The sequence below is a fragment of the Sphingobacterium sp. UBA5996 genome, assembly GCF_002429765.1.
Classification (GTDB): domain Bacteria; phylum Bacteroidota; class Bacteroidia; order Sphingobacteriales; family Sphingobacteriaceae; genus Sphingobacterium.
The window spans coordinates 1-22,010 of the sequence record NZ_DJAS01000028.1 but is presented as its reverse complement, the minus strand read 5'-3'; the positions used below and the strand labels follow the sequence as shown (position 1 = coordinate 22,010).

The 22,010-nt window shown below is 37.5% G+C and carries 24 protein-coding genes; 6 read left to right on the top strand and 18 right to left on the bottom strand.

Annotated features, from left to right (window positions below; all coding sequences use genetic code 11):
• The 9 genes from tnpC to B3E00_RS20230 form a co-directional block, all read right to left on the bottom strand.
• Positions 1-1,046 (bottom strand): IS66 family transposase (tnpC, locus tag B3E00_RS20270; protein WP_293939845.1); only part of this gene is annotated, 1,046 nt, incomplete at its 3' end.
• A gap of 48 nt (positions 1,047-1,094) precedes the next feature.
• On the bottom strand, positions 1,095-1,433 hold the full coding sequence (gene tnpB / locus B3E00_RS20265) for an IS66 family insertion sequence element accessory protein TnpB (RefSeq protein ID WP_293939844.1): 339 nt from the start codon (positions 1,431-1,433) through the stop codon (positions 1,095-1,097).
• Positions 1,433-1,711, bottom strand: coding sequence for an IS66 family insertion sequence element accessory protein TnpA (gene tnpA / locus B3E00_RS20260; protein ID WP_414712425.1), 279 nt, complete (start codon positions 1,709-1,711; stop codon positions 1,433-1,435). The genes tnpB and tnpA overlap by 1 nt, the downstream gene beginning before the upstream one ends.
• A gap of 83 nt (positions 1,712-1,794) precedes the next feature.
• Entirely contained in the window at positions 1,795-3,972 is a 2,178-nt protein-coding gene (locus B3E00_RS20255; RefSeq protein WP_293939842.1) for a DNA/RNA helicase domain-containing protein, read from the bottom strand.
• Complete coding sequence (locus B3E00_RS20250) at positions 3,972-4,301, bottom strand: nucleotide pyrophosphohydrolase (RefSeq protein ID WP_293939841.1); 330 nt, start codon at positions 4,299-4,301, stop codon at positions 3,972-3,974. The genes B3E00_RS20255 and B3E00_RS20250 overlap by 1 nt, the downstream gene beginning before the upstream one ends.
• Positions 4,302-4,425: 124 nt before the next feature.
• Positions 4,426-4,872, bottom strand: coding sequence for a nuclear transport factor 2 family protein (locus tag B3E00_RS20245; protein ID WP_293939840.1), 447 nt, complete (start codon positions 4,870-4,872; stop codon positions 4,426-4,428).
• A gap of 231 nt (positions 4,873-5,103) precedes the next feature.
• On the bottom strand, positions 5,104-5,544 hold the full coding sequence (locus tag B3E00_RS20240; protein ID WP_293939839.1) for a hypothetical protein: 441 nt from the start codon (positions 5,542-5,544) through the stop codon (positions 5,104-5,106).
• A 7-nt stretch (positions 5,545-5,551) separates the two neighbouring features.
• Positions 5,552-6,142 carry a Panacea domain-containing protein gene (locus tag B3E00_RS20235; RefSeq protein ID WP_293939838.1) on the bottom strand — a complete coding sequence of 197 codons (591 nt, stop codon included), beginning with the start codon at positions 6,140-6,142 and terminating at the stop codon, positions 5,552-5,554.
• A 203-nt stretch (positions 6,143-6,345) separates the two neighbouring features.
• Positions 6,346-6,519, bottom strand: coding sequence for a hypothetical protein (locus B3E00_RS20230; protein WP_293939837.1), 174 nt, complete (start codon positions 6,517-6,519; stop codon positions 6,346-6,348).
• A 115-nt stretch (positions 6,520-6,634) separates the two neighbouring features.
• Between B3E00_RS20230 and B3E00_RS20225 the strand changes: the two genes are divergently transcribed.
• Positions 6,635-7,642: a helix-turn-helix transcriptional regulator gene (locus tag B3E00_RS20225; RefSeq protein WP_293939836.1), complete on the top strand. Its 1,008-nt coding sequence runs from the start codon at positions 6,635-6,637 to the stop codon at positions 7,640-7,642.
• Positions 7,643-8,089: 447 nt separating this feature from the next.
• Here B3E00_RS20225 and B3E00_RS20220 read toward each other — a convergent pair whose 3' ends face one another.
• The 4 genes from B3E00_RS20220 to B3E00_RS20205 form a co-directional block, all read right to left on the bottom strand.
• On the bottom strand, positions 8,090-8,359 hold the full coding sequence (locus B3E00_RS20220; RefSeq protein WP_293939835.1) for a DUF3024 domain-containing protein: 270 nt from the start codon (positions 8,357-8,359) through the stop codon (positions 8,090-8,092).
• A 130-nt stretch (positions 8,360-8,489) separates the two neighbouring features.
• A complete protein-coding gene (locus B3E00_RS20215; RefSeq protein ID WP_293939834.1) occupies positions 8,490-9,707 on the bottom strand; it encodes a PD-(D/E)XK nuclease family protein in 1,218 nt (405 codons plus the stop codon).
• Between the two features lie 156 nt (positions 9,708-9,863).
• On the bottom strand, positions 9,864-10,526 hold the full coding sequence (locus B3E00_RS20210) for a uracil-DNA glycosylase family protein (protein ID WP_293939833.1): 663 nt from the start codon (positions 10,524-10,526) through the stop codon (positions 9,864-9,866).
• Between the two features lie 22 nt (positions 10,527-10,548).
• On the bottom strand, positions 10,549-10,713 hold the full coding sequence (locus tag B3E00_RS20205) for a hypothetical protein (protein ID WP_293939832.1): 165 nt from the start codon (positions 10,711-10,713) through the stop codon (positions 10,549-10,551).
• Positions 10,714-10,803: 90 nt separating this feature from the next.
• Here B3E00_RS20205 and B3E00_RS20200 point away from each other — a divergent pair, with 90 nt between their 5' ends.
• Complete coding sequence (locus B3E00_RS20200) at positions 10,804-11,085, top strand: metallophosphoesterase family protein (protein WP_293939831.1); 282 nt, start codon at positions 10,804-10,806, stop codon at positions 11,083-11,085.
• 563 nt (positions 11,086-11,648) lie between these two features.
• Here the strand turns inward: B3E00_RS20200 and B3E00_RS20195 are convergent.
• The 4 genes from B3E00_RS20195 to B3E00_RS20180 all read right to left on the bottom strand — a co-directional run bounded on the left by B3E00_RS20195 (position 11,649) and on the right by B3E00_RS20180 (position 14,535).
• Positions 11,649-12,095 carry a nuclear transport factor 2 family protein gene (locus B3E00_RS20195; RefSeq protein WP_293939830.1) on the bottom strand — a complete coding sequence of 149 codons (447 nt, stop codon included), beginning with the start codon at positions 12,093-12,095 and terminating at the stop codon, positions 11,649-11,651.
• A 575-nt stretch (positions 12,096-12,670) separates the two neighbouring features.
• Positions 12,671-13,099: a hypothetical protein gene (locus B3E00_RS20190; RefSeq protein ID WP_293939829.1), complete on the bottom strand. Its 429-nt coding sequence runs from the start codon at positions 13,097-13,099 to the stop codon at positions 12,671-12,673.
• Positions 13,100-13,162: 63 nt separating this feature from the next.
• Positions 13,163-13,726, bottom strand: a complete 564-nt coding sequence (locus B3E00_RS20185; RefSeq protein WP_293939828.1) for a suppressor of fused domain protein — start codon at positions 13,724-13,726, stop codon at positions 13,163-13,165.
• 362 nt (positions 13,727-14,088) lie between these two features.
• Positions 14,089-14,535 (bottom strand): nuclear transport factor 2 family protein, encoded by a 447-nt coding sequence (locus B3E00_RS20180; protein WP_293939827.1) that lies wholly within the window; start codon positions 14,533-14,535, stop codon positions 14,089-14,091.
• 520 nt (positions 14,536-15,055) lie between these two features.
• Between B3E00_RS20180 and B3E00_RS20175 the strand changes: the two genes are divergently transcribed.
• Positions 15,056-15,628 (top strand): hypothetical protein, encoded by a 573-nt coding sequence (locus tag B3E00_RS20175; RefSeq protein ID WP_293939826.1) that lies wholly within the window; start codon positions 15,056-15,058, stop codon positions 15,626-15,628.
• A gap of 173 nt (positions 15,629-15,801) precedes the next feature.
• On the opposite strand, the gene B3E00_RS20170 is transcribed toward B3E00_RS20175, so the two are convergent.
• Entirely contained in the window at positions 15,802-17,523 is a 1,722-nt protein-coding gene (locus B3E00_RS20170) for a hypothetical protein (protein WP_293939825.1), read from the bottom strand.
• A gap of 924 nt (positions 17,524-18,447) precedes the next feature.
• Here B3E00_RS20170 and B3E00_RS20165 point away from each other — a divergent pair.
• The 3 genes from B3E00_RS20165 to B3E00_RS20155 all read left to right on the top strand — a co-directional run bounded on the left by B3E00_RS20165 (position 18,448) and on the right by B3E00_RS20155 (position 21,786).
• A complete protein-coding gene (locus tag B3E00_RS20165) occupies positions 18,448-19,629 on the top strand; it encodes a hypothetical protein (protein WP_293939824.1) in 1,182 nt (393 codons plus the stop codon).
• A gap of 7 nt (positions 19,630-19,636) precedes the next feature.
• Positions 19,637-20,176: a hypothetical protein gene (locus B3E00_RS20160; protein ID WP_293939823.1), complete on the top strand. Its 540-nt coding sequence runs from the start codon at positions 19,637-19,639 to the stop codon at positions 20,174-20,176.
• A gap of 686 nt (positions 20,177-20,862) precedes the next feature.
• Positions 20,863-21,786, top strand: coding sequence for a hypothetical protein (locus B3E00_RS20155; RefSeq protein ID WP_293939822.1), 924 nt, complete (start codon positions 20,863-20,865; stop codon positions 21,784-21,786).
• Positions 21,787-22,010: the final 224 nt, after the last annotated feature.

Sequence of the window (22,010 nt, the reverse complement as noted above, 5' to 3'; positions counted from 1 at the left end):
CAAATCAAACCGTAATATCCATTTCGCTCAACTTTGTAAAGATCCTGTATCATCAGTAGCACCTTTTCGGCTCTTGCTTTATCGTTATCCAGCGCTTTCTCAAACTCTCGGCGTGCGTGTGCCCAGCAGGCCAGATGGGTGATATCTTTCTTTTTTCCAAACTTTTCGTAGGCGGCATATCCATCCGTCTGCAGATATCCTTTAAAGTTATCCAGTATGGATTCAGGTACATGGCCACCGCGGGAAGGGTTATAATCGAACAGCACCGTCTTATCCAAAGGCGAGTGGTAGACCCAAAAGTACCCCTGATGGGCAGCTCCTTTTTTATCGCTGTCCAATACTTTTATTACTGTTTCGTCTACTTGTAGATATCCCTGTGATTTAGTATCGAACAGGAGCTGTTCATACAATGGTTCGAGTTTTTCCAGTGCCTGCCTGGTCCATCCTTCAATAGTTGATGATGGGATCTGTATATTTTCCCTTGCGAAGATCTGCTTCTGTCGGTATAGCGGAAGATGGTCCTGAAATTTACCCACCAATATCATCGCTAGTAGGCTCGGGCCTGCAATCCCTTTGTCAATAACCCGTTCAGGAAGCTGGGCAATGGATACGCCATCTCCGTTTTTGGCTGCATATTTATAACGGATGTAACGTTTGATATAGAATTTGGCTGGCTCGCACTCCAGTTCTTCGGTAATTTCTTTACCGATGCACACCATTTCAGACAGATCACCTTCTGGGTGGATTTCAATCTCTTCCACAGGGAGGTGGGCAGGTAATTTAGCACGCCCTTTATGGTTGGGGCGCTTGCGGATGTATTCGATTTTTTGCTTAACTTCTTCTTGTTGCTGCTCTACTTCCGCAGGCTCTGCCTTAAAAGGAAGCATGGTCTGATTGGGGTCGCCTTCAAAGCGCTCACGCTTCTGGCCGAACTGCATGCGCTTATACATGGCCAGTTGGGATCCCAGATAATCTATCTTTTCATCACGACTGGAAATGACCTTGATAAGGTCTTCTTTTGAGAGATTTTCCAGTGCATTTTCCATAGGGTAAATATACAGAAAAAGCGGCTTTTATCCTATTAAAAACCACTTTTAAGGTAAAGAGAAACGTTTTTTCTGAATACTTTTCACAACCTGTATACCTTCAACCATCAGTACAAGATCACTCCAGGACAACTCATTGTTTTTTAGATCTGGCGGCAGAAAAGTTCCGGTTTCCAGGCGTTTGTAATACAGCACAAAGCCACCCTTCTCCCAATGCAGCAGCTTAACGTGCGTACGGCTACGATTCAGGAACACAAATACTTCACCACTGGTAGCCTGCCGCTGCATAGCCGAAGCGATCAATCCGCAGAGTCCGTCAAATGATTTACGCATGTCACAGAAGCCGTCATAAAGGTAGAACCGGTGTGATGAGCCTAGAGCAAACATCAGTACAAGCGAATAAGTTGAGAAAGAAGTCCAAGATCATTCGCAACCTTGATACGTACTCCGTTGGGGTAGATAATTTCAATATCATTGTTTTTACTCGCTTTATCGATGCTTAAAAAGCCAGTAGAAGACTTATCGCTTTCTTTGGTTCGGGCAATCCAATAATAAAACTTGGCCTCATTGATCCCGTTTTCAGCACAGTACGCCTTCTTGCTCTTTCCGCTATGCTGCCAGTCTGCTATCATCGATAACATATATTCTCGTTTTTCTTGTATCATCATGACACAAAGCTCGATACTAGATCCCGATTATAAAATATGTACTTGATAGGATGGATACGATTAATCGAGCAAAAATAGATCTATAGCACCTGTCTAAATACCCCGATCACCTGGAGATCTACAGTCTCCTCATCTTTCAGTACAATGGGACTATAGGAGTCATCTGAAGACTTGGGTAAGAGGATAATTTCCTGATGTTGCCAGCCTTCATCCGTAATGGTCTTTTTACTAGAATACTCCTTAATGGTATAATTGGCTCCAAAATCGCGATCTTCAAAACTACTGGATTCAACCAAACAGATCAGACCATTTCGTGAACCGCCCTGATAGCGCTCAAATAAACAGATCGAACCATTGGGAATAATCTTATTCATGGACTCCCCCACTACTTTACAGGCAAAGTAACGTTGTGGATCCTGGGATCGCTCTTCAACTTCAATATACTGCAAAGTCTCACTTTGCTGCAATTCGGAAAAATTGCCTGCTGCAACCGCTAAATCATAAAAAGGTATACTATGAGCGGAAGGAACAGCGCTGATCGAAACCCCATCCTTTTGTTCTACATCCTGTTTCTGCTGTCGTTTGATAAACTGCGAAAGGTATGCGCTAAGATTATCATTACAGACGTAGACATAGGTTCCCCGGATCCCACGAAATAGGATTGTACGGTAGATATTGAGGATATAATTTTTAAGAACTTTAGGATCGCTAATGGAGTTCTTCCCATTTTTATCTTTGTATCTATCTTTATAGACAACGAAGCTCTTGGTCGTAAAGTCATAATCCAACTCTGGGCCGATGATCAACCCGGTATAGTTAAGATCATAACCTTGGGTGGTATGGATACAGCCGACCTCATTGATTGCATTGGGCGAATTGACCCAATCTACATCCGTACTATTCCATTGCAGCTGACTCTCTCCAATAACAATATCGTTGAGCGTGCGGTCATTTTTGGAAATCCATTCCCATGCAAATCCCGCCACCATACGGCATAATCCTTCTTGCTCATTTTTACTCTTGATCGTAGCGACCATTTCATCAAGATCGTCAAATAGCTTAAAATCATAATGGACACTTTCAAAAAGCTTGGCTGGCATCGCTGCTCCATCTTTAAAGATCCCATGGATAAGATCCATATAGGGTGCCCCGCCCCTGACGCGAAATTGTGAACGCAAGCGCTCAATACGGGTACTACTTTTGAGCTGGAGATCGATAAATCGCTGTGAGTCGACATCCGACGGCTTAATAGACTGAAACTCGTCGTAGAATATAATGGAACGGTCGGCTTGCTGTTCGATCCAATCCAGTTCAGAACAAGTCAGTTCATCAAATCCCAATTGCTGGGATACCTTGCGGAAAGTACCATAATAGGCTGCTAGATTTTTCCATTGCCGCAGCCGGTGCCCTTCGTCCACAATCAGGAGATCGTATTTTCTCTTGGCCACCTCCGCAGGACCAATAACCATCTTGGGAGATAAACCTTTGATATTTTTAAATACTTTGGAAATCGTTTTACGAAAGGATTGCATGGGTATGACCAACCCTATTTCGAGCTGTCCATATTTATGGCGAACGGCCTCCACAAGCTCAAACAGCTCCTCGTCGGACTCGTCAAAATCGGCTCTGTTAAAATCTTTCAGATCGGTTTTGAGCAATTTAAATAAAAAGATGGCTAAGATAGACTTTCCCGTACCTGCCCCGCCATGGATCAGACTGACTTTGGCCTGATCATCCAGCAGGCAGTTGAGGATCATCTTCAGCCCGTTAGTCTGTTCACGCGAAAGAGTCTTGTAGGGCGAATATTTGAACAGGTCGGAATTATCGATATATTCCAAGGAATGCCGGGCGATGCCAAGTGACCGCAACTCGGACCAGATATCGCGAAACAGCTCCCAGTAAATTTCCTTCTGCTGATAAAATTTGTGATCAGATAGGCCTAAGTTGCCATTCAATAGGTTAAACTGACCATCTGCCGCAATGTAGCGGATCAGGTTGGATTCCAAATCCAATGTGGCAGACTTGTTGAAGAGATCGCTTAATATCAAGGATACAGATTTGAGCTGTTGCTTATTTTCTGTTTTGAGATGAGCTTTCATACGGGTGACCATATCGGTGGTCTCGCCAACGTAGGCCTCTTGTGTATTCTGCAGAAAATAGACGATTGGCCAGGAAAGGTAATCGCGCTGCTGATGAGCCAAGGTAAACTCCAATTGGGAATCGAACGGATAGGGAATGATCTGAAACTGCTTGGGCATTAGAGTTCGTTATATTTTTTTGCGGATCCTTTGGCTTTTTCTACGGGATATTTTTCGTTGTTGAGTTTCATCTTGTCCTCGACGATCTGCTTGACATCAAGTCCATGCTTATCGGCAAGCAATAAGGCATACATCAGCACATCGGCTAGCTCACTTTTTAATTTCTCAGGATTGGCGTCTTCATTACCTTTCCACAGGAACAGCTCCAGAAGCTCAGAAGCTTCAATGCTCAATGCCAAAGCAAGATCCTTGGAATTGTGAAACTGCTCCCAATCTCTTGCATCTCTGAATGCTCTGATCTGTGTTATTAACTGCTGAATATCCGACATGATAAAATCTTTTACCTAAAAACTTGCCTTTGTCCAAATATCCGAAATATTGTTTAGGAATGAAAGCAAAAAGCCACATCTCTCGATGTGGCTCTACAACATATATATTTATTTGAAATCGCTCCTATTTATACGAATTGATTGATTTGGATACTTTCCAGTCATTGCCCATACGCTCCAAAGTAACCAGATCTGTTTTAGTAAAGTTTTCAAATTTCAACGTCACTTTAGCGACCATGTAGTCTGCCGATTCCTCGATGATATCGGTGCTTACTGTACAGTTTAGCTTTTCGCCTTTTTGTTTTTTCAATAGTTTAACTACATAACTACGGCTGTTAGACTGCGCATTTGTAGCTTGGATCTTTTGATTAAAATCATCAGCGAATAACTGCTCTACTCCTGCTGATTCTCCTTCAGTCGTTACCGCAACATAGTGATCCAAAGCAAAGTCTGCGGTAGAAAGGTTAACGTTTGCTTTTGTTGCTTTTGCTCCTGGTCCTTCAGCGGCCATAGTGAATGTGGATACTGCGATTAAAGCTGCTGCTGCGAATGTTTTTACTAATGCTTTCATAATGTCTTTATTTTATTGTGTTAGTTTTTTTCTTATTTGTTGAATCAAAACTACAACACAATACGTCCCTAGCCTATGGGCTTTAGACTAACAGACCAGAAAACTCGGTAAATGGCGGGAATAGGAAGGCAAATGGACAACTGTTAGGATTGTCTCACCAAATGTGTAAATAAAAAACACGGAGGAGAGCTATAGGGATTACACAAACCTGCTGCACAAGTCTACTGCGTACTATAAAATCTTTTTGTATTTACGAGTTACTGAGCTCGAATTTATGAGACATGCCAATACTGTTTCCAATTCATCAGGTAGAAGACGGTCAATTATCGTATAATGAACATTTTCCAGTGGGTATTGGTCTTCGATCACCTGCTTTTCATAGATATCTATCTCCTGTCCGTAGATAGCCGTGAGAGCAGGAAAGGCGAAGCCATTCTGTCCAATAATTCGGTTACGAACAAAGAGATAGCAGTTGATGCATCCTTCCGGCACTTCTATACAGCCATGATCTTCTGGAATACGATGGGGCAACTTGATTCGACTCGATGGTAATGATGCCAAGACTAATTGACCATTCACATCTTTGAGTACAATAAAGTATTTGTTTTTGCTGGGAGCACCATTCTTAAAATAGAAAGGTGTAAAATAGAGAATATTTCCAGGGGTAAACATAAGCGCACTACTTTAGGGATCTCGAAGCCTGCAGATACTCCAAATGCTGTGCATAAGCATCCCTACCATCCTCATCCAACAACGAGTTAAAGTCAATCTTAAGATCGGTTGTATAAACCCGATTATTCAAAAGATCGTCCAGTACACCCTGCTGTTTGGCTGTTATAGTCCAAGGTGAGTGGGCACTGTGTGTAAGTTCAACCAGTTCTTTTGCCGATAAATGTCCAAACTGTTTCACCACATCATCCAATATTGATAATTCGATATCCGAGAATTCATCATCATCAAAATGAGTTACAGGTGATATATATACTCTTCCCTCCTCTTCGAGATGTGCAGAAACATAATCCTTAAAGATATATTGTTCGGTTGAACTAAAATCAAAAAAAAGATCCTTTACCACTGGGCCGAGTTTCCAAATTTCAAAATCAAGATTCAGAAATGGACGTGAACATTTACGAATGGTCGTCTCTTCAAGCAGGTAGACTAGTTTGAGTAACTTAGTCTTAGATAGATCATTTATGCGTTCCGCAAAAAACACCAATGTATTACCGATTTTGGCAATATCATCTTTTGTATATATATGCGGCTGGCTCATTGTGCTGTTGTAAGTTAATGTTTGCAAGTACAAAATACGTAATTTTTTATGATAAAACAATGAAAGAATAAAGCCCCTCCTCGTCGAAGGGGCAGTCAGTTCGTTTTCATGAAAATTGAGATTACAGATTAATCTATGAAGTATGACACGAAGGATTACAATACTTGCATCCATTGGACTGGCGGAAATAAATCTTAGCCACGTTACCTCTCCTTTCTGACGCCTTTAAATGGTGTTCCGTCTTTTTTACCATCCATAAATCTTCCGGTATCAGCATCTCGCTTTATCCATTGTTCAGTCTTGGGATTATACACCTGACTGCGATCTCGCACTGCTCCATTGCGATGACCATCTCCCCTTGGTGGATTTGTTGCCATAATAAATTGAAATTAACGACAGTCACTATTAACTATCTGTCTCAAAATTATGGTAGCCTTGTGCACTCTATCTGCACAGTATTTTTTATCTTTATAAAAACTATTATTAACCATTATGGCTACGAACAAACATGCTTCTATACGCTACAGAATATTGGACAGTTGTCTTTCAAACCCACAAAGACGTTACAGTTTTGAAGATCTGAAAGTATGTTTGGATAAAGAGCTTATGGAGATAAACCCCGAACATAAAGGCATCAGTACCCGAACGCTGAGAGATGACTTAAAGCATATGCGAAGTCCAGAAGGTGGCAATGCTCCTATTGAAACCTATAAACAGAATGGTCATTCATACTACCGGTATTCAAATAAAGACTTTAAGCTTTATAATCAAGGTTTGAATACCGCAGAAATGCAACAACTAAAGAGTGCAATGGATGTATTATCCAGGATGGAGGGCTTACCGCAAATGGGATGGGTGCAGGAGATGAGTACAAAGCTAGAAGAGCTGTTTTTCTTAGAACGTTCAGAACAGCTGATCATGAGCCATGACCACAACCGTTATCTCAAGGGTATAGAACACCTCGGTAAGCTATTTCATGCAATACTTTCAAAAACATGCCTCAAGATAAGCTACAAATCATTTAAAGCAACAAAAGAGAGTTATTATGACATCTCTCCATATCATCTCAGAGAATATAACAATCGTTGGTTTCTGTTTGGTCGTAACAAAGAATATGCATCACTGACGAACCTGCCTTTAGATCGAATAATCTCCATTGAAGACTGTGACCAGCAATATATCGAAAATGACTCCTGGGATTTCAAAGAATTCTTTGAGGATATCATCGGTGTCACAATCTCGTCCTCGCGCACAGAGACAGTTCAAATATGGTTTAACGAGAATGCTGCCCCATACGTTATTTCTAAGCCGTTGCACGGTTCACAAAAAACAATATCGCACGATGAAACCGGCTTAATAATACAATTGGAAATAATCCCAAACTTTGAACTGGAAACCTTAGTTCTGTCATTCGGAGAACGAGCAAAGGTTATATCTCCCGAGAGTTTTAGGGAAGTAATCATGAAACGGGTAAAGGGGATGCGTGAGTTGTATTACTAGTGACCTCTCTAAAAAACTGGAGCATTTAAAAGTAGAAAATTCAGACTCGAATTACTAGTTTTAAATTCTACATCACGAGTCCCATTTTAACTAGAATTGAACCGCGGGAGTGGATGTTCGGAAATTCCGAACAACTGGAAACTTCTTTTAACTCGCCCCAACCAAACACATATTAACACACTCATTAACAAAAACTTTATACTTTTAAACAACTTACCTAATTGTGGCTATATCAGACATGCCGTTTCACCCGCTAATCTTATTCACCATACAATAACAATGGATTTGCACTATAACATAGATGGTGTTATAGTGCAAATTCATTGTTACTAAATTCAACGCTAACATTAACCATAGTGTTACTATCTTATGGGATGATGCAAAAGATGGAAAAATATACTACAGTGGTGCCATAAAAAAGATATGAGACAATATTTTTCACAGAGTTTACCATCCTAAAAAACATCCATATCCATCGAGATCGATTTCATCCAACGATAATTGCAGATTAGTACACTCGGGTTTGGGTTCATAAGCCTCCCATTTTCCCGATCCTCGCATCCAATAGAGTTTCCAAATTTTAGATGCTTTTACAAAGCGAAGCTTTGCAAACGGTAATTCTAAAATATTCGTTGGGTCATTCCATTGTGGTATAATTTCAAAAAATAAAGCCGTTTGCCCATCCCACGAATAAACAAAATCCAATTGTTTGCGCACCTGTATATCTTTGGGTCTTCTAGAATCTACGAAGCTTTTTAAATGAATTTCAATCAGTTGAAATAGGTTCTCTTTAATCCATCATCATTACAAATTTAAAATTATCGGCTTATTCGTCATCTCATACCAATCATCTAACACATTTTTGTGAATTAAAATCTTTATTTGCGCCTATTTTTAGTTTTCTTTTGTAAACAAACGCCTGACACTCCAATACAATTTTATCGATTAAATCATTGCTAGACGAAGGATTGATAAGATCAAAAACCTCCTTATCACTAAAGTCAAAATTGGCATACCGGTTATCTAACATCAATGTGTAATCTTCTTTAGATTTGCTTTCTTTGACCATTCCGATGCTGAAACCGACCCTGTCATTACTTACATAATACAGAACATCATTTTTTCGAAATGATAAGCTAATTCTAGTTTTAATATTTCTATGTGTGAGGGCAGTAATCTTTTTATTTTCTATTTCAAACACTTCAACACCAAATGTACTTCCGATACGTTCTCTTAAGTTTGAAAAAAACTCATAGACAATATGCCACTTGACGTGGATAAATTGCGTTAACACCAATTCAGCATGATTGACACCTTCAATTTCCTTTTTTATCCAAAAATTATATCCTTCATCCAAATTAGCAGCAGTAATTGTTTTTAAATCCCAGGCCAATTGAATATCATTCAAAAACTCTAAAGAAGCCTGCTTATATTGTACAATAGCCCTTTTTAGGTCGCTATCATCTACTAACTCGCTAATACATCGTGTTAACCATTGCTGTATATGTTTCAGATATTCTTTTCTGATAAGAAGATCTTTGACACATGGTAGAAAATCATCATAAGAAGAGGGAGGTCTGCCATCAATAGTCAAGTATAAAATATAAACAACTTTTAAACCCTTCGCTGTCGCCTTATTATAATACCTTGGGAGTTGAAACCTGTTGGGATCAGCATCCCCCATTTTCTCAGAATCCAATTCTAATTTATTGCTATCCCCAGCAAATATTTTATTTTCAATAATGATAGCATCGTCATGCTTATTTTGGATCAAAATATCAATATTATCCAATTCACTTTTTCCAACCTCGTCCGGTACTACAGTAACTCCATCCAAACGGAAATTCGGCATTTCCAATTCCTCCAAAAAGAGGTCTAAAAATTTTGTACCTCGCCCATGAGTTCCCTGAGGATTTAGCAAAAAAGCGATAAAGCGTGAATGAAGATGTTTTTCCTCCGTCATTTTGAACATCGTCCTAAATACGTTGAACTGATTGTAATTGTTCAAACCATGCTTAGCGATTGTTTCGTTTATTTGGTTAATGAAGTCTTTTTTTGTTTCCATAAATGATAATATATAGGATGGGGCTTATAATTAGTATTATCTAATCGAAATGCAAATCACTCCCAAATGCTTAATTTTAAATTTCTGCTCTGGAGTTTTACGAAGATTTGATATCAATTTCAATTCTAAACGAGTTCTGGCAGTACTATCAATCAATTAATCAATCAAATAAGCTTGGATTTCAGGATGAAACTCGACCAATTTCTCGCGCCACTTGCCCAGACTAATATATTTCGAAGGATGTTTAATGAAAATCAAATCTGTGTGGATCTCTCCGTTTATTAAACTTGAAGTTTTGAGATAAGTTCTATTTATAAAATCATGCCGCGTAATCATTCTATTCACTTTCTCTCCATTAGCATATGTCTTATTAAAAGTGTTAGCAGGCGATGAACCCATGAAAATACATAGGTTTGGTCTTAAAACTTTAATAACTTTTTCAAAGCTCTTCCACCCTGTTAAAAAATCTGCTTTACTAGGTCTATTATGTTTTGTATTCAATGGTTTTTGGATAAAGTTGTAAAACGCGGCTTTATTCCAAACGCCAAACTCTTGACGTTTCCAGTTAAATAACTTATTTATTTGCTGAAAGAATTTGATGTCATTATAATTTTGCATTTCCACCCCTAATTCTCCAACGATAACTCTCGTGAAGGATTTCTCTTTCCATATTTCTCTAAGATCATTGGGATCTTTATAATGGCTTTCACCAACAATTAGGATTTTAAAATCTGCGTTCGCATAATGCTTTCCTATATATGGGTACCAAGCAATAGAATCGCTAATATTATCTAGTTCAATATCGTATTGGTCATTCATAATGAAATAGGATTTAAATGTTTTATTTACAGCAATGATTCTGCGCTACCTGCTTAGTCATAATACGGGTAAATTCATTGGCATATAATTCGGAACCACAACAGGTTACTTTCACTGTCATCCCTTTCTCCATGACGGTCAAATTCGCCGCCAAAAGTAGTAGTATAGAAATTGAAAATAGGCTCATGAAAATATTATGACTTATGTAAAGTAATAAATATTTCTGCAGATAAAAAAAATATACATTCATTTTTAGAAATAAAACCATTTTGGCGATATGTGCGATGCCGGTGATATGCAGCAACTATTGGATTTCTTTGTGTGGTATGCGGAGCTCCCCATACCACACAAGGTATTTGTCCATGGAAATCATGACCTTCCCTTTGAATTGGCACCGCAACGAAGCAAAAAATTGGTACCCGAAGGAATCCATTGGCTAAACGATTCTTCGGTTAGGGTCAATGGCATCCAAATCATGGGCATCAGTGGTTTTCCCTATTTTCATCCTGTGGATTCGGATGTACAAGTTGATATCATGGTATCACACTATCCGCCATAGGGTATCTTGGACAATGGTTATGGCAGTACGGAAATCCGTGAGTTTGGGCTGGAGCGATCACCGAAGTACCATGTTTTTGCTCATAATCATGCGAGGTACGGTAAGATAATGGTGAAGGCTATTCAGTTTATCAATACTTCGTTGTACGAGCTGCTGAGAGGAAAGGCGTGATTAAACTACACGATCTACTCTAGCGCAATGAAGATCTATAAACAAGGCGACCCCACTATCTTTCTACTAATTTTTCTACTTCTTCTTCTCCTAATCTTTCCCTAATCCTTTCCCTAGTCCTTTCCCTAAAACATTTACTCTTTCCCCTCTAAAACAGCCCAAAACCTATTGTACGAGCATTATAACTGTACATTCCTTTATGTTCTTCTCCTATTCCTTCTCCTTAAACTACCTAATCTTTCTGCTAAATTTATCTATTCCTTCTACTTAATTTTTCTGATTGAGCTCGACTCACTACGTTATCCCCGAGACAACTCGCTATTAAATAGATCATAAAAAAGCCACATCTTATGACGTGGCTCTACAACATATATATTTATTTAAGATGGCTCCTATTTATACGAATTGATTGATTTGGATACTTTCCAGTCATTGCCCACACGCTCCAAAGTCACCAGATCAGTCTTGGTGAAGTTTTCAAATTTCAACGTTACCTTAGCGACCATATAGTCTGCAGATTCATCGATGATATCAGTGATTACTGTACAGTTCAGCTTTTCGCCTTTTTGTTTTTTCAATAGTTTAACTATAGCTTCACGGCCGTGGGTTTGTGCATTTGTAGCTTGGATCTTTTGATTAAAATCTGTGGCAAATAACTGCTCTACTCCTGTTGATTCTCCTTCAGTAGTTACGGCAACATAGTGCCCTAAAGCAAAGTCTGCGGTAGAAAGGTTAACGTTTGCTTTTGTTGCTTTTGCTCCGGGTCCTTCAGCTGCCATAGCGAAAGTTGATACCGCGATTAGGGCTGCTGCTGCGAATGTTTTTACTAATGAGTTCATAATGTCTTTATTTTATTGTGTTAGTTCTGTTGTTCTTATTTGTTGACTCAAAACTACAACACAATAGGCCCATAGCCTATCGACTTTAGACCAACGATCGGGAAAACTCGGTGAATGACGGGAATGGGGAGGTGAAAATTTACCTTTTCAAATATCTTCAATTTTGATTTTGCACTAGTTGAGTTCAACTACTTTTTTATATAATTCATAACTAATCTCTAAATCTTGCCGAATCCCTTCGCCTCTTTCATAACAATCTGCCCAGTTATTATAAGCTTCTTCATAACCACCATTGACATCCTTGCAAACTCACCCACTTAAAGTAAAATAGAAAATAGTTGTAATTTTAAAAAATTAAATCGTTCAACAGCATATTTCTAACGAACAGATCCCTATAATTATATATTTTGAGAAAATCATGGAGGTAAAACTTATCATACTTTACATTATAAAGTAATTTCACCTTATTTCAGGAATAATATTTGAAACAATTTCCCCATTTTTTTCGATATCTCCTATGATCGGATACATACGCTCGGAGCTTACAGGCTTAGACTAACTGTAAGAAATGCTTGCTACTGTCGTTCCATAAGATTTGAGATCATATTCCTCCTCCTTACTGGATTATTAAAGATTTCTTGAATGAATAATCCCCAATCTTGTTCCAAATCATTTAGATAGTCAAATGGCGCTGGATAGTTGAATTTAGGAACAAATGGAAAAGAAAATCTAACAGTTAGATCTTCTTTATGGTAAATGAGAAGCTCCTTCGTATTCTCCACGAGTTGTATCAACTCCACTTTGCAATCCTCTCCCACTTGAAACTTTGTTGTACCAAACAAAAAGTAAAGTTCATTTCTCTCCACGTACAAAGCTGTCAAAACATCTTCAATCTGTCTGTACCATCCATAAATATTGGTGACTGGCTCCAAATTTTTAAACTCTTTGCCAGATTCTAAATCAAACAGAATATCGTGTAATTCAAAATTTCGTAGTAGTTTCATAGCTATATATTTTTTAGAAAAGTTGGTATTTTCCGACTATTAAATCCCCGGATGTTATTGCATTCAAACCAAAGTGTTCCTAAAAGGATCTAAATAATTTAGTCCTCGTTCTTCGAATATTTCCTCCAGCTTTTCTGCACCATTTTCCTTTTTAAAAGCTACTTCCTCTTCAGTAATAGGCAGCAACCAATAGAAATGGACTGATTTATTGTTATCTAGGGTGAGAATTTCCAGTTTCGGCCCGGCAAGATAAGGCTGAGAAATAAGGCCATAAGAGCAAGAAGAATCCATGCGCCATCCTCTTCCCCAGTTGATGGTATGCCAATGTCCCAAACTTGCGCCAAATCTATGATAATGTGCTACGACTATTAATGATTCAACTAGCATTTGATCTTGCTCACCAGAAAACATGTGCAGTTCGAGTGCAAATTCATCTTCCAAACAAGACATACCCAAAGTAGCATAAATCCACATATTGCGTTCAGTTATTGGGGGAAATTCCAGGATTCGAAAATGATCACCTAAATCATTATAAGAACCTTGCTGCCAAGTCAATATCTTATATTCCTGTCCCCAATTACAGGTATAGTGTTCTAAAAGCTTTTGATGATATAACACTGTCTCCATTTTAACTCAATTTATCAAAAATAATCTACTCCAATAAAACTATTTTAAATAGACAGCTGTTCTTCCATTACAAAGCGGCTACAAGCTACCTTTCGAAAGAAAGGTTCAACATAAAAATTGGCGTCGTACAGTTAAAATCCAATTGTCTTAAAAAACATTGGATGACGAAACAAAAAAGAGGAAACGATAAGAAACATAAAAATTGCTGTACAAATAAACGCTAAGAGAAAGGGTCTGATGAGAATCAGGCCCTTTTGACGTAAAAAAGCCAGATTTCAGGATCTGGCTTCTAAACTAAACTTAAACATATGATTCACTAGTGGTTTGTCTTTTATTATTGGCAAACCACTAGTTATTGGATACTATTTATAAGAATTGATTGATTTGGATACTTTCCAGTCATTGCCAATACGCTCCAAAGTAACTAGATCTGTTTTGGTGAAGTTTTCAAATTTCAACGTCACTTTAGCGACCATATAGTCTGCTGATTCCTCGATGATGTCAGTGCTTACTGTACAGTTCAGCTTTTCGCCTTTTTGTTTTTTCAAGGATTTAACCACTTCGCTACGGCTGTTAGACTGCGCATTGGTAGCTTGAATCTTTTGCTTAAAATCTTCTGCAAATAGCTGCTCTACCCCTGCTGATTCGCCTTCAGTCGTGACCGCCACATAATGATCTAAAGCGAAATCTGCTGTGGAAAGGTTAACGTTTGCTTTTGTTGCTTTTGCTCCTGGTCCTTCAGCTCCCATAGCGAAAGTGGATACGGCGATTAAAGCTGCTGCTGCGAATGTTTTTACTAGTGTTCTCATAATGTCTTTATTTTATTGTGTTAGTTCTGTTGTTCTTATTTGTTGACTCAAAACTACAACACAATACTCCCCTAGCCTACGGGCTTTAGACCAACGATCGGGAAAACTCGGTGAATGGCGGGAATGGGGAGGTAAGTCTGATTCGTGTGAGATTCGTACCACGTTCGTCTGGCCAATAGATAACGCACAGGCGCCGGACAGACCATGCACAGTCTCTGAACGGGAAATAACTGTTCAGGGACTGCGCAACATTAGATCCGTATCTGTCCCGATAAGAAGGTTTCCGAAGCAGGTACGAACACAACCCCTAATAGAGTTATTAAACTTATCCCTAATTAGCAGCTTTTAGTAAATAATGCCTGGAGCAGTACAGAAACCTGTGCGTTTGTGCTAGAGTAATTACCGACAGACGGATATTTCGGAGCATAATCAGTTATCTAAATTAATTTATTTAAATTAGGCTATCAGTTTAATATCACCAATCATAAAAGATCATTAATATATCTCAATTGATAACCGAATGAGAGCACCTGACTTTGAAATTTTAGGCATGAATGGAATGGTTTCGAGATCATTCAAAAATTTAGCTATAAGCAACTTTGCGGAAGCTTGTAAATGGTTGGAAAAACTCGATTATAGACGTAATAATAATAAAAACAATGAACTGGTTGTGTTTGATGAGTTATGCGGAACTTGCAGTACAAAATATGCACTATTGAAAAGATTGGCGGATGAAAATGGGGAAAGCAGCCTCAGGCTTGTATTAGGCATTTTTACCATGAATAGTAAAAATACTCCTGCGATAAAAGGCCTTCTATCCAACTATGATTTAAAATATATTCCAGAAGCTCACAATTATCTGCGAAATCATAATCACATCTTGGACTTTACTGGCATCGGTGTAAATGTACACGAATTTGAGCTGGACCTTTTAGAAGAAATCGAAATCACCCCCGACCAAATTACTGACTTTAAAGTGCAATATCACAAAGATTACTTATCGCGCTGGATCGAGATCAATAAGATTCCATACACTTTAGATGAGCTCTGGGAAATAAGGGAGCAATGTATTGAGGCTATAGCACAGAAATAAAAGATTATCGAAGAGTCCTTGGCTTAAAATATTTAAAAGTTTGTCCAAATTTATTTTTATATTGCTTTTTTAGACGAACTTAAATCATTATAAAATAGATAATTACACCAACATCAAACATCTATCTTGAGTGCCTCTAAAGTTGTTTTTCCTTTTCATATTTACGTCTTCTTTTACTTAAAAGGGTCTTGGGTAGCAGCGATAATCAATGATTCTGCCACAAGCATAAACATCTTCTTTTTAGTCAGAGTTTCTATCCCATAGCCAACATGAAGAAGCGCCGGTACCATTTGGTCATATATCGACTTGGTTTCTCGCACTTTCCGCTCAACAGCTTTCATGTCATTTCCTTCGGCCATATAAACATGCACTAAATAAGTAGTTAGCGCGTCCTGTTCGCTGTTGGGTTGATTATAGCGATACTCAAGGACTTCCTCAAGTGCTATTATCCACGCACATATTTTATTAAACTTTTGGCTCTTGGCATATTCTTCCTGATCTGTGAGCTGCTCGATTTCAGACAACAGCAGCATAATAACATCATTCTGCTCATAGGCATGATCTAGAATACGGATTAAATCGCTCTTCTTGATGTCAGATGTATCGGTGATGGTAAATTCATCAGTCATATGGTGCATAAGAGTATGATAAAGCTCAACTACTTTTTTGGGCTTGTCACCTTCTCCTTTCTCCGTCATATGCGATAAGGGTAAAAAGCCGAGACGATCCCGCAGATATTGCCCTAAAATAGCTTCGCTCTCTCTACTATCGTCCAGTTTGTCCAGGGGCAGATCCATGTTGGGGATAACCATATTTAATAACTGCCCAAATTCTTGCATCCCCAGAGCACTCATATAAGGCTGTCGGGTGTAGCCTGTATAAAATTCGAGCTGAGCTGCATTAGGTCTACAAAGTTCAAAAGCTTGATCGCAGACCGTAATGATCGCCTCTGTCAAAGTTTGATTCTCTTCTTCAGTCAGGCTAAATTTATTCTTATGTTCATCTAACTGCTGGGCCATCCAAAAGTAGGTTTCGGCCAAAAGATCGGCAGAGTCGCCCATAACTTCATCATAGCATGCTTTGACATCCCGATTAATAGCACTAATTCTATTGCGGTACGCTTTATCTTCTAAATATTCTTGCTTGACTTCATAAAACTTTTCTATGAGCTGTTCCCGGTTGTAACAACGCGAAGTAATTTTTAAAAAATTATTCTGTTCCTCGGAAAATACATCATCTTCCAAATGAGCAAAAGCGCTGTCGTAAGGTCTTTTGACCGCATCATTTGGCAAGGGATCTACATGTACGGAAATGCCCATGCTCTGGAGCAAAAGACATTCACAAAGATGGGTAAATCGCAGGTCGCTTACTTGATAGTCCCTGAGTTCATTGAACATAGTATCGATAAAGTCACCTAGTTGCTGATCAACATTACCTACAACAAAATCTAGCGAACTTTGATTTGCTGTAGTAACTTCCCTGGCCAATTCGCGAAATATGGGGTATCGGTCCGCCATATCCAAAAAATGACTCGGCCGGATATACAGTTCCAAGTAATCAGATTCGGTCTGCGGTAATAGATATGCTAAAGAAAGAGCATTCTGCCAAAATAACCGACATTCTAGTTCGTTATAACAACTTTGATTTTGTTCGTTAACAAATCGAGTAAAGCAGTCAGCAGACAACTGTATATGAAATGTGACTATAGGCTGAGCGGGAATAGCGTATATCTCTTTTTCATCCTCCATAAAGCAGTTGGAGAATCGTGCTGTTATATTCCTTCCGTAAAGTTCGTGGCATTTGATGGTAGCGTCAACGAAAATATGCTCGTGGAAATTAAAGATCGGCAGCGAATCTGACAGATAAAAATCGGAATGTTGCTTAGTAGTATCCATTTTATCGCTGAGAAATACTTGTAATACTGGGTGCGGATTTGCAAAGGATGAATTCATAATGCATTAGGGTTTTAGATTCCTGAAGCGGTGCTGTAGGTAATCATATCGGTTTATAATCAATATAGCTTAACGATCAGCCAGTAATTTGGCTGATCTGTTTATCACCTTAAGATATGAAATTTTAATTAATTAACCAAATAGGTATAAATAATAAGGGGGTGAGTGGTCAGGTTATCTTGCTAAGTACTATAGTAGGCGAGCCTTAACTATTGTCGAAACTTATGCAATGAAAGCAGTAATTGTTGACTTTACGTTTTTTTTGTTTGCTATTGCGTAAAATTGAGTGGTTGTTTGGAAATTCCGAAATACCCACTTATTCTTCTAGTTCCCTCCTTTAAACATATCAAGTGCTGCCGTCAACATAGATTTTTTTGGATTCATTATTTTTAATTAAGTAAATTATAGGCTAACGCAAAAAGAAATCCTCATGGTCTAACAATAGGTTTTATAATTTATGTTTGAAGAGGTATTCTTTATTTGAAATGAATTTTCCATTATGTATTTTAAATTTTTAATGATTTTCTCAGTCTTCCCTGCTCACTATATTAGTAAATATCCTTCTAAGCCACGAAAGATTCATAAGTCAACAAATTAATCTAAGCACGAATTTTACCGTTGAATAACATTTTTTTCAGAAATAGAACTATAGATTGAAACAACACTTAATCTCACATGATCTGATGAAAATAAGCGATAGTCCCCAAATCAAATGAACTAATCTTAATTGGATTTTCTTCGCGTCAACAACTGAAAAACAGAAACTTATAATAAAAACGAAAAATTACGATAAAAAAAATAATAAATAAAGCTTTAATATTAAATTACTTACTATATTAGACCTATTATTAACACTAACACAAAATAATGAAAAAGAACATCATTACATTAAATCATGCTATCTTTAAATTAAAACATCTTATTATACCAATTCTGATATCTGTTTTAATTCTTTCTTGTAACAAAGAGAAAAATCAGCTATCTCCCAGTACCGATAGCATAGTTGAAATCAAAAGGGAGTTTTACGCTCAAAATCCCCTCGCTGACAATGAAAATTTTTTCAACTCCAGCTTCACAAGTTATATCAAATGGGACTCTGTTGTAACTAAAGATGAAAACAACGTATATATAAAGATAAGCAGTGCAGATCCGATTTATTATGGTGACTCAACGTATTCAATAAATCTAGCTGACTATTTTTGGTTGAAAGCACAGAAAAAGGATAACAAATGGGGGTATTCATTTATTTCTTTCCTACCAAATTCAGAAGCTACACGTGAACATTTCCAAGGGAAAATTGTAACAAAATTTCTTTCTTCTAACAAAGTTATAATTAGGGAATACAAAGGCGATATCAATAGTAATGGTTTAATTGCAGGCTTCCCGCCCCAGAGAGAACCTTGCATATATGCATATGTAGCAGGTATATTGAATGCTGTTTATTGCTCGACAGGTGGAGATGATGACTACGAACAGTGGATGTCTGGAGGACCAAATGACTATTCTAATATTCCCCCTTCGACAGGTAGCCCAGGTGGAGGTTCAAACCAAAGTCCAGATGAAATAAATGACTACCTATCTCCTGAACAGCAGCAGCAACTTTTAATCAATCGTATTTGTCCACAGTCTTTTGCTTTTACAAGTGTGGTAGAGGCTGGAAGTGGGCTTCCCGGATGGAAAGAAGCATCGTTAAAAGGTGTTACGGTTAATACAATTGCAGATAGCTATTTTGAAAATATATGGACAGTTGTTACAACAGGTACCCCTATCGTTTCATCAACATTTAATCTTGAAATCGGTGTTAGCGGAGATAGGCCCAGTACGCAAGCATCAATAGTGGCGGCTGAGGCAGCCAATACTGCTATGAATAATATTTTAAAAAAGTATTCTTATAAAGCTGTAAAGAGACAAATGGAACTAGGAAAATTTCCCGTATATTTCATAGCGGAAATGGTATTGCAGGTAAAAAAAATATACCCAGAAGCAACTGTATCTTCGAATCTGAGTGGCCGCACGGTAGCTAAAACACCAATGACAGGTTGTCAATAATTTATATATGGAAAAAATTAAGAACATAATTAATAATTATTTTGATAGGGATTTCTTTTGGAAACACTATGAAAATGGATCTCCTAAATTAATAGATATCTATAAAAGGAGTGACAAATTCGAACAGGAAAATCCTGATCTTGTGAATAAAATTTTGGATAAGTTTCACAACGATTTCCCACAATATCAGATCAAGAGGTTTAGGCCTTTCATTAAAGAAGATCGTGGGATTAATTTTGAAATACGTATTGGAGCATCAGAGGTCTATGTGATCTGGGTAAGTATTTTTAACTTTTTTCTCGCCTGGAAATTAGGTAATGAAATTCCTTTTTCTTCGAAAACATATATTGAACAGGGTGAATCAAATATTATTGATTGTATTTATACAATGGTCGTCATTCCATTCATAGATGTTGAATGGTTACCACGGGAAATCGCTTATAAAGAAATAGAAGAATTTAACGGAGCCAATTATTCTGGGTACCTGGAAGATGATGAAATTTTTGACGAGCCAATTTTTATAGTTGATACATTAGTAAGAACCTGATATCCATTTTCACGTTTATATCCTTTGAATGAATTACAGAAAAATCATTATTAAAGGTCGTCTCATAAGTGATTATGAGACGGCCTAATTTGTCATATAACATTATATTCCAATTACCCATAGGGATATCGCCTTTTAAGCAACAATATTAAGAGAAAAAAAATCCTAAAAAGCATAAGTGATCATCCATTATTTTTGTTAAAAAAATGATTTTTAGTTATTGTAAGATCATTTAAGGTTACACCTTAAGCTATCTCAACCATTCGACCAAATAAGTATTGACTCAGGTTACACCGGTTGTCAGCTTTGGTGTTATGAACAATTTTGAAAGAAAACGATAGCGTAATGCTGTCTATACTATTAAAAACCTTATATTAGAAAAAATAAATTTGCCCTTTTTAAAAAGTTATTGACCAACTCAAAATTTATCAAAAAAGAAGTTTGTTACCATACGATTGTTCCAGAAGCAAATGGATGATATGGGAATACTATAATTTTCGGACTTTGGAAAAGACTATGGTAAGCATTAAAAATTTTGTACAAACCCCTATTTAACGCATTATGAATTCTCATTTAAATATATTTAAGACTTTTAGTAAAGAAGAGCGTACTTACCAGCTAGAAAATGTTTAACACGCGCTTTCACTATTTGCCTGCAAGAAGATGCTTTGTTTTTTCACGAGGTTTTGAAAGTGATTTTCAATGACGATCTAGAACTTGAATTACTTATAAGCAATGTTGAGACAGAAAACAAGTTATATATAAATATTCAAGAAAGCTCATCGGAAATAAAGACTTATGATAGAATAATCGCTGTGTCGCTTTCTGAGAACGAAATGAATATTGAAAGTTTCAAAAATCAAGTTCATTTAAAACAATATGATCCTATTTGTGATATCGTAATAATATTAAACGAAATTGTGATTATAGTAGAAGCTAAGCGTGATAATGTAGATTGTACAGCTCAACTATTTAATCAAGCCTATAACATCCTTAGAAATAATAATAGCACGGAGGACTTTAATAACATTGTAACTCCAGTAGATTTAAATTGGAAAAAATTGATGCAAATAGCATCGAAAGTGTATTCTTTTCAAAAGACGGTAGGACAGGTTAATCGCCTAACTTTAGATTTCATCAATCTTGTTAAGGGCCACAATCCTAATTGGTTACCAGAAACTCCAATAGCGGCACTATTATCAAATCAAACTACAGGCATTCGTCGGCGTGTCGAATCAGCGCTTAATTATCTAGACATAAAATCAGATTTTAAAAAGTTAACTTACAGTGATCGATTAGGTTTATTATTCACTAAACCTTGGGCTCAAGAGATTTTATTTCATGTAGCTGAAAATGGCAATTTAGAAATAACTGTATATGCGGGTAACACAAAGGGACAAGGATGGCACATATTTTCAAAAGAAGTTCATATAGCGAAAGATTTAAAAATTGATGGGATAGATTACACTGTAAATCAAAGATATCATATAAAGTTAACCTCATTTCAAAAATTCTTTGCTGGATTGTGGGTAGGTGACGACGCTTTTAAGAAACCGTCTATATTCTACAGAAAACTATCACAATTATACCGGAAGAAACGTAAAAAGTAAAGGTGATTGGAACGCTTTAGAACAACTGTTTGACGATTATTTCGCACCAGATTATAACTGGAGAGAAGAATTAAATTGGCAGGAAAAGGTTCTTAAGACGAATAAAACTCAATTCGATTTATCATTCGGTTACGAGCTTTTTGTTGTAATACCATTTAATGAATTGAAAAAGAGTGACACTTCGGCTACAAACTTAGAGGGCCGGTAGTGTAAACTGAACTGTG

Excerpts from the sequence above, each read along its gene's own strand:
- tnpB (WP_293939844.1), bottom strand. The coding sequence starts at position 1,433 with ATGTTTGCTCTAGGCTCATCACACCGGTTCTACCTTTATGACGGCTTC.
- tnpA (WP_414712425.1), bottom strand. The coding sequence starts at position 1,711 with ATGATACAAGAAAAACGAGAATATATGTTATCGATGATAGCAGACTGG.
- B3E00_RS20255 (WP_293939842.1), bottom strand. The coding sequence starts at position 3,972 with ATGCCCAAGCAGTTTCAGATCATTCCCTATCCGTTCGATTCCCAATTG.
- B3E00_RS20250 (WP_293939841.1), bottom strand. The coding sequence starts at position 4,301 with ATGTCGGATATTCAGCAGTTAATAACACAGATCAGAGCATTCAGAGAT.
- B3E00_RS20245 (WP_293939840.1), bottom strand. The coding sequence starts at position 4,872 with ATGAAAGCATTAGTAAAAACATTCGCAGCAGCAGCTTTAATCGCAGTA.
- B3E00_RS20240 (WP_293939839.1), bottom strand. The coding sequence starts at position 5,544 with ATGTTTACCCCTGGAAATATTCTCTATTTTACACCTTTCTATTTTAAG.
- B3E00_RS20235 (WP_293939838.1), bottom strand. The coding sequence starts at position 6,142 with ATGAGCCAGCCGCATATATATACAAAAGATGATATTGCCAAAATCGGT.
- B3E00_RS20230 (WP_293939837.1), bottom strand. The coding sequence starts at position 6,519 with ATGGCAACAAATCCACCAAGGGGAGATGGTCATCGCAATGGAGCAGTG.
- B3E00_RS20225 (WP_293939836.1), top strand. The coding sequence starts at position 6,635 with ATGGCTACGAACAAACATGCTTCTATACGCTACAGAATATTGGACAGT.
- B3E00_RS20215 (WP_293939834.1), bottom strand. The coding sequence starts at position 9,707 with ATGGAAACAAAAAAAGACTTCATTAACCAAATAAACGAAACAATCGCT.
- B3E00_RS20210 (WP_293939833.1), bottom strand. The coding sequence starts at position 10,526 with ATGAATGACCAATACGATATTGAACTAGATAATATTAGCGATTCTATT.
- B3E00_RS20205 (WP_293939832.1), bottom strand. The coding sequence starts at position 10,713 with ATGAGCCTATTTTCAATTTCTATACTACTACTTTTGGCGGCGAATTTG.
- B3E00_RS20200 (WP_293939831.1), top strand. The coding sequence starts at position 10,804 with ATGTGCGATGCCGGTGATATGCAGCAACTATTGGATTTCTTTGTGTGG.
- B3E00_RS20195 (WP_293939830.1), bottom strand. The coding sequence starts at position 12,095 with ATGAACTCATTAGTAAAAACATTCGCAGCAGCAGCCCTAATCGCGGTA.
- B3E00_RS20190 (WP_293939829.1), bottom strand. The coding sequence starts at position 13,099 with ATGAAACTACTACGAAATTTTGAATTACACGATATTCTGTTTGATTTA.
- B3E00_RS20185 (WP_293939828.1), bottom strand. The coding sequence starts at position 13,726 with ATGGAGACAGTGTTATATCATCAAAAGCTTTTAGAACACTATACCTGT.
- B3E00_RS20180 (WP_293939827.1), bottom strand. The coding sequence starts at position 14,535 with ATGAGAACACTAGTAAAAACATTCGCAGCAGCAGCTTTAATCGCCGTA.
- B3E00_RS20175 (WP_293939826.1), top strand. The coding sequence starts at position 15,056 with ATGAGAGCACCTGACTTTGAAATTTTAGGCATGAATGGAATGGTTTCG.
- B3E00_RS20170 (WP_293939825.1), bottom strand. The coding sequence starts at position 17,523 with ATGGATACTACTAAGCAACATTCCGATTTTTATCTGTCAGATTCGCTG.
- B3E00_RS20165 (WP_293939824.1), top strand. The coding sequence starts at position 18,448 with ATGAAAAAGAACATCATTACATTAAATCATGCTATCTTTAAATTAAAA.
- B3E00_RS20160 (WP_293939823.1), top strand. The coding sequence starts at position 19,637 with ATGGAAAAAATTAAGAACATAATTAATAATTATTTTGATAGGGATTTC.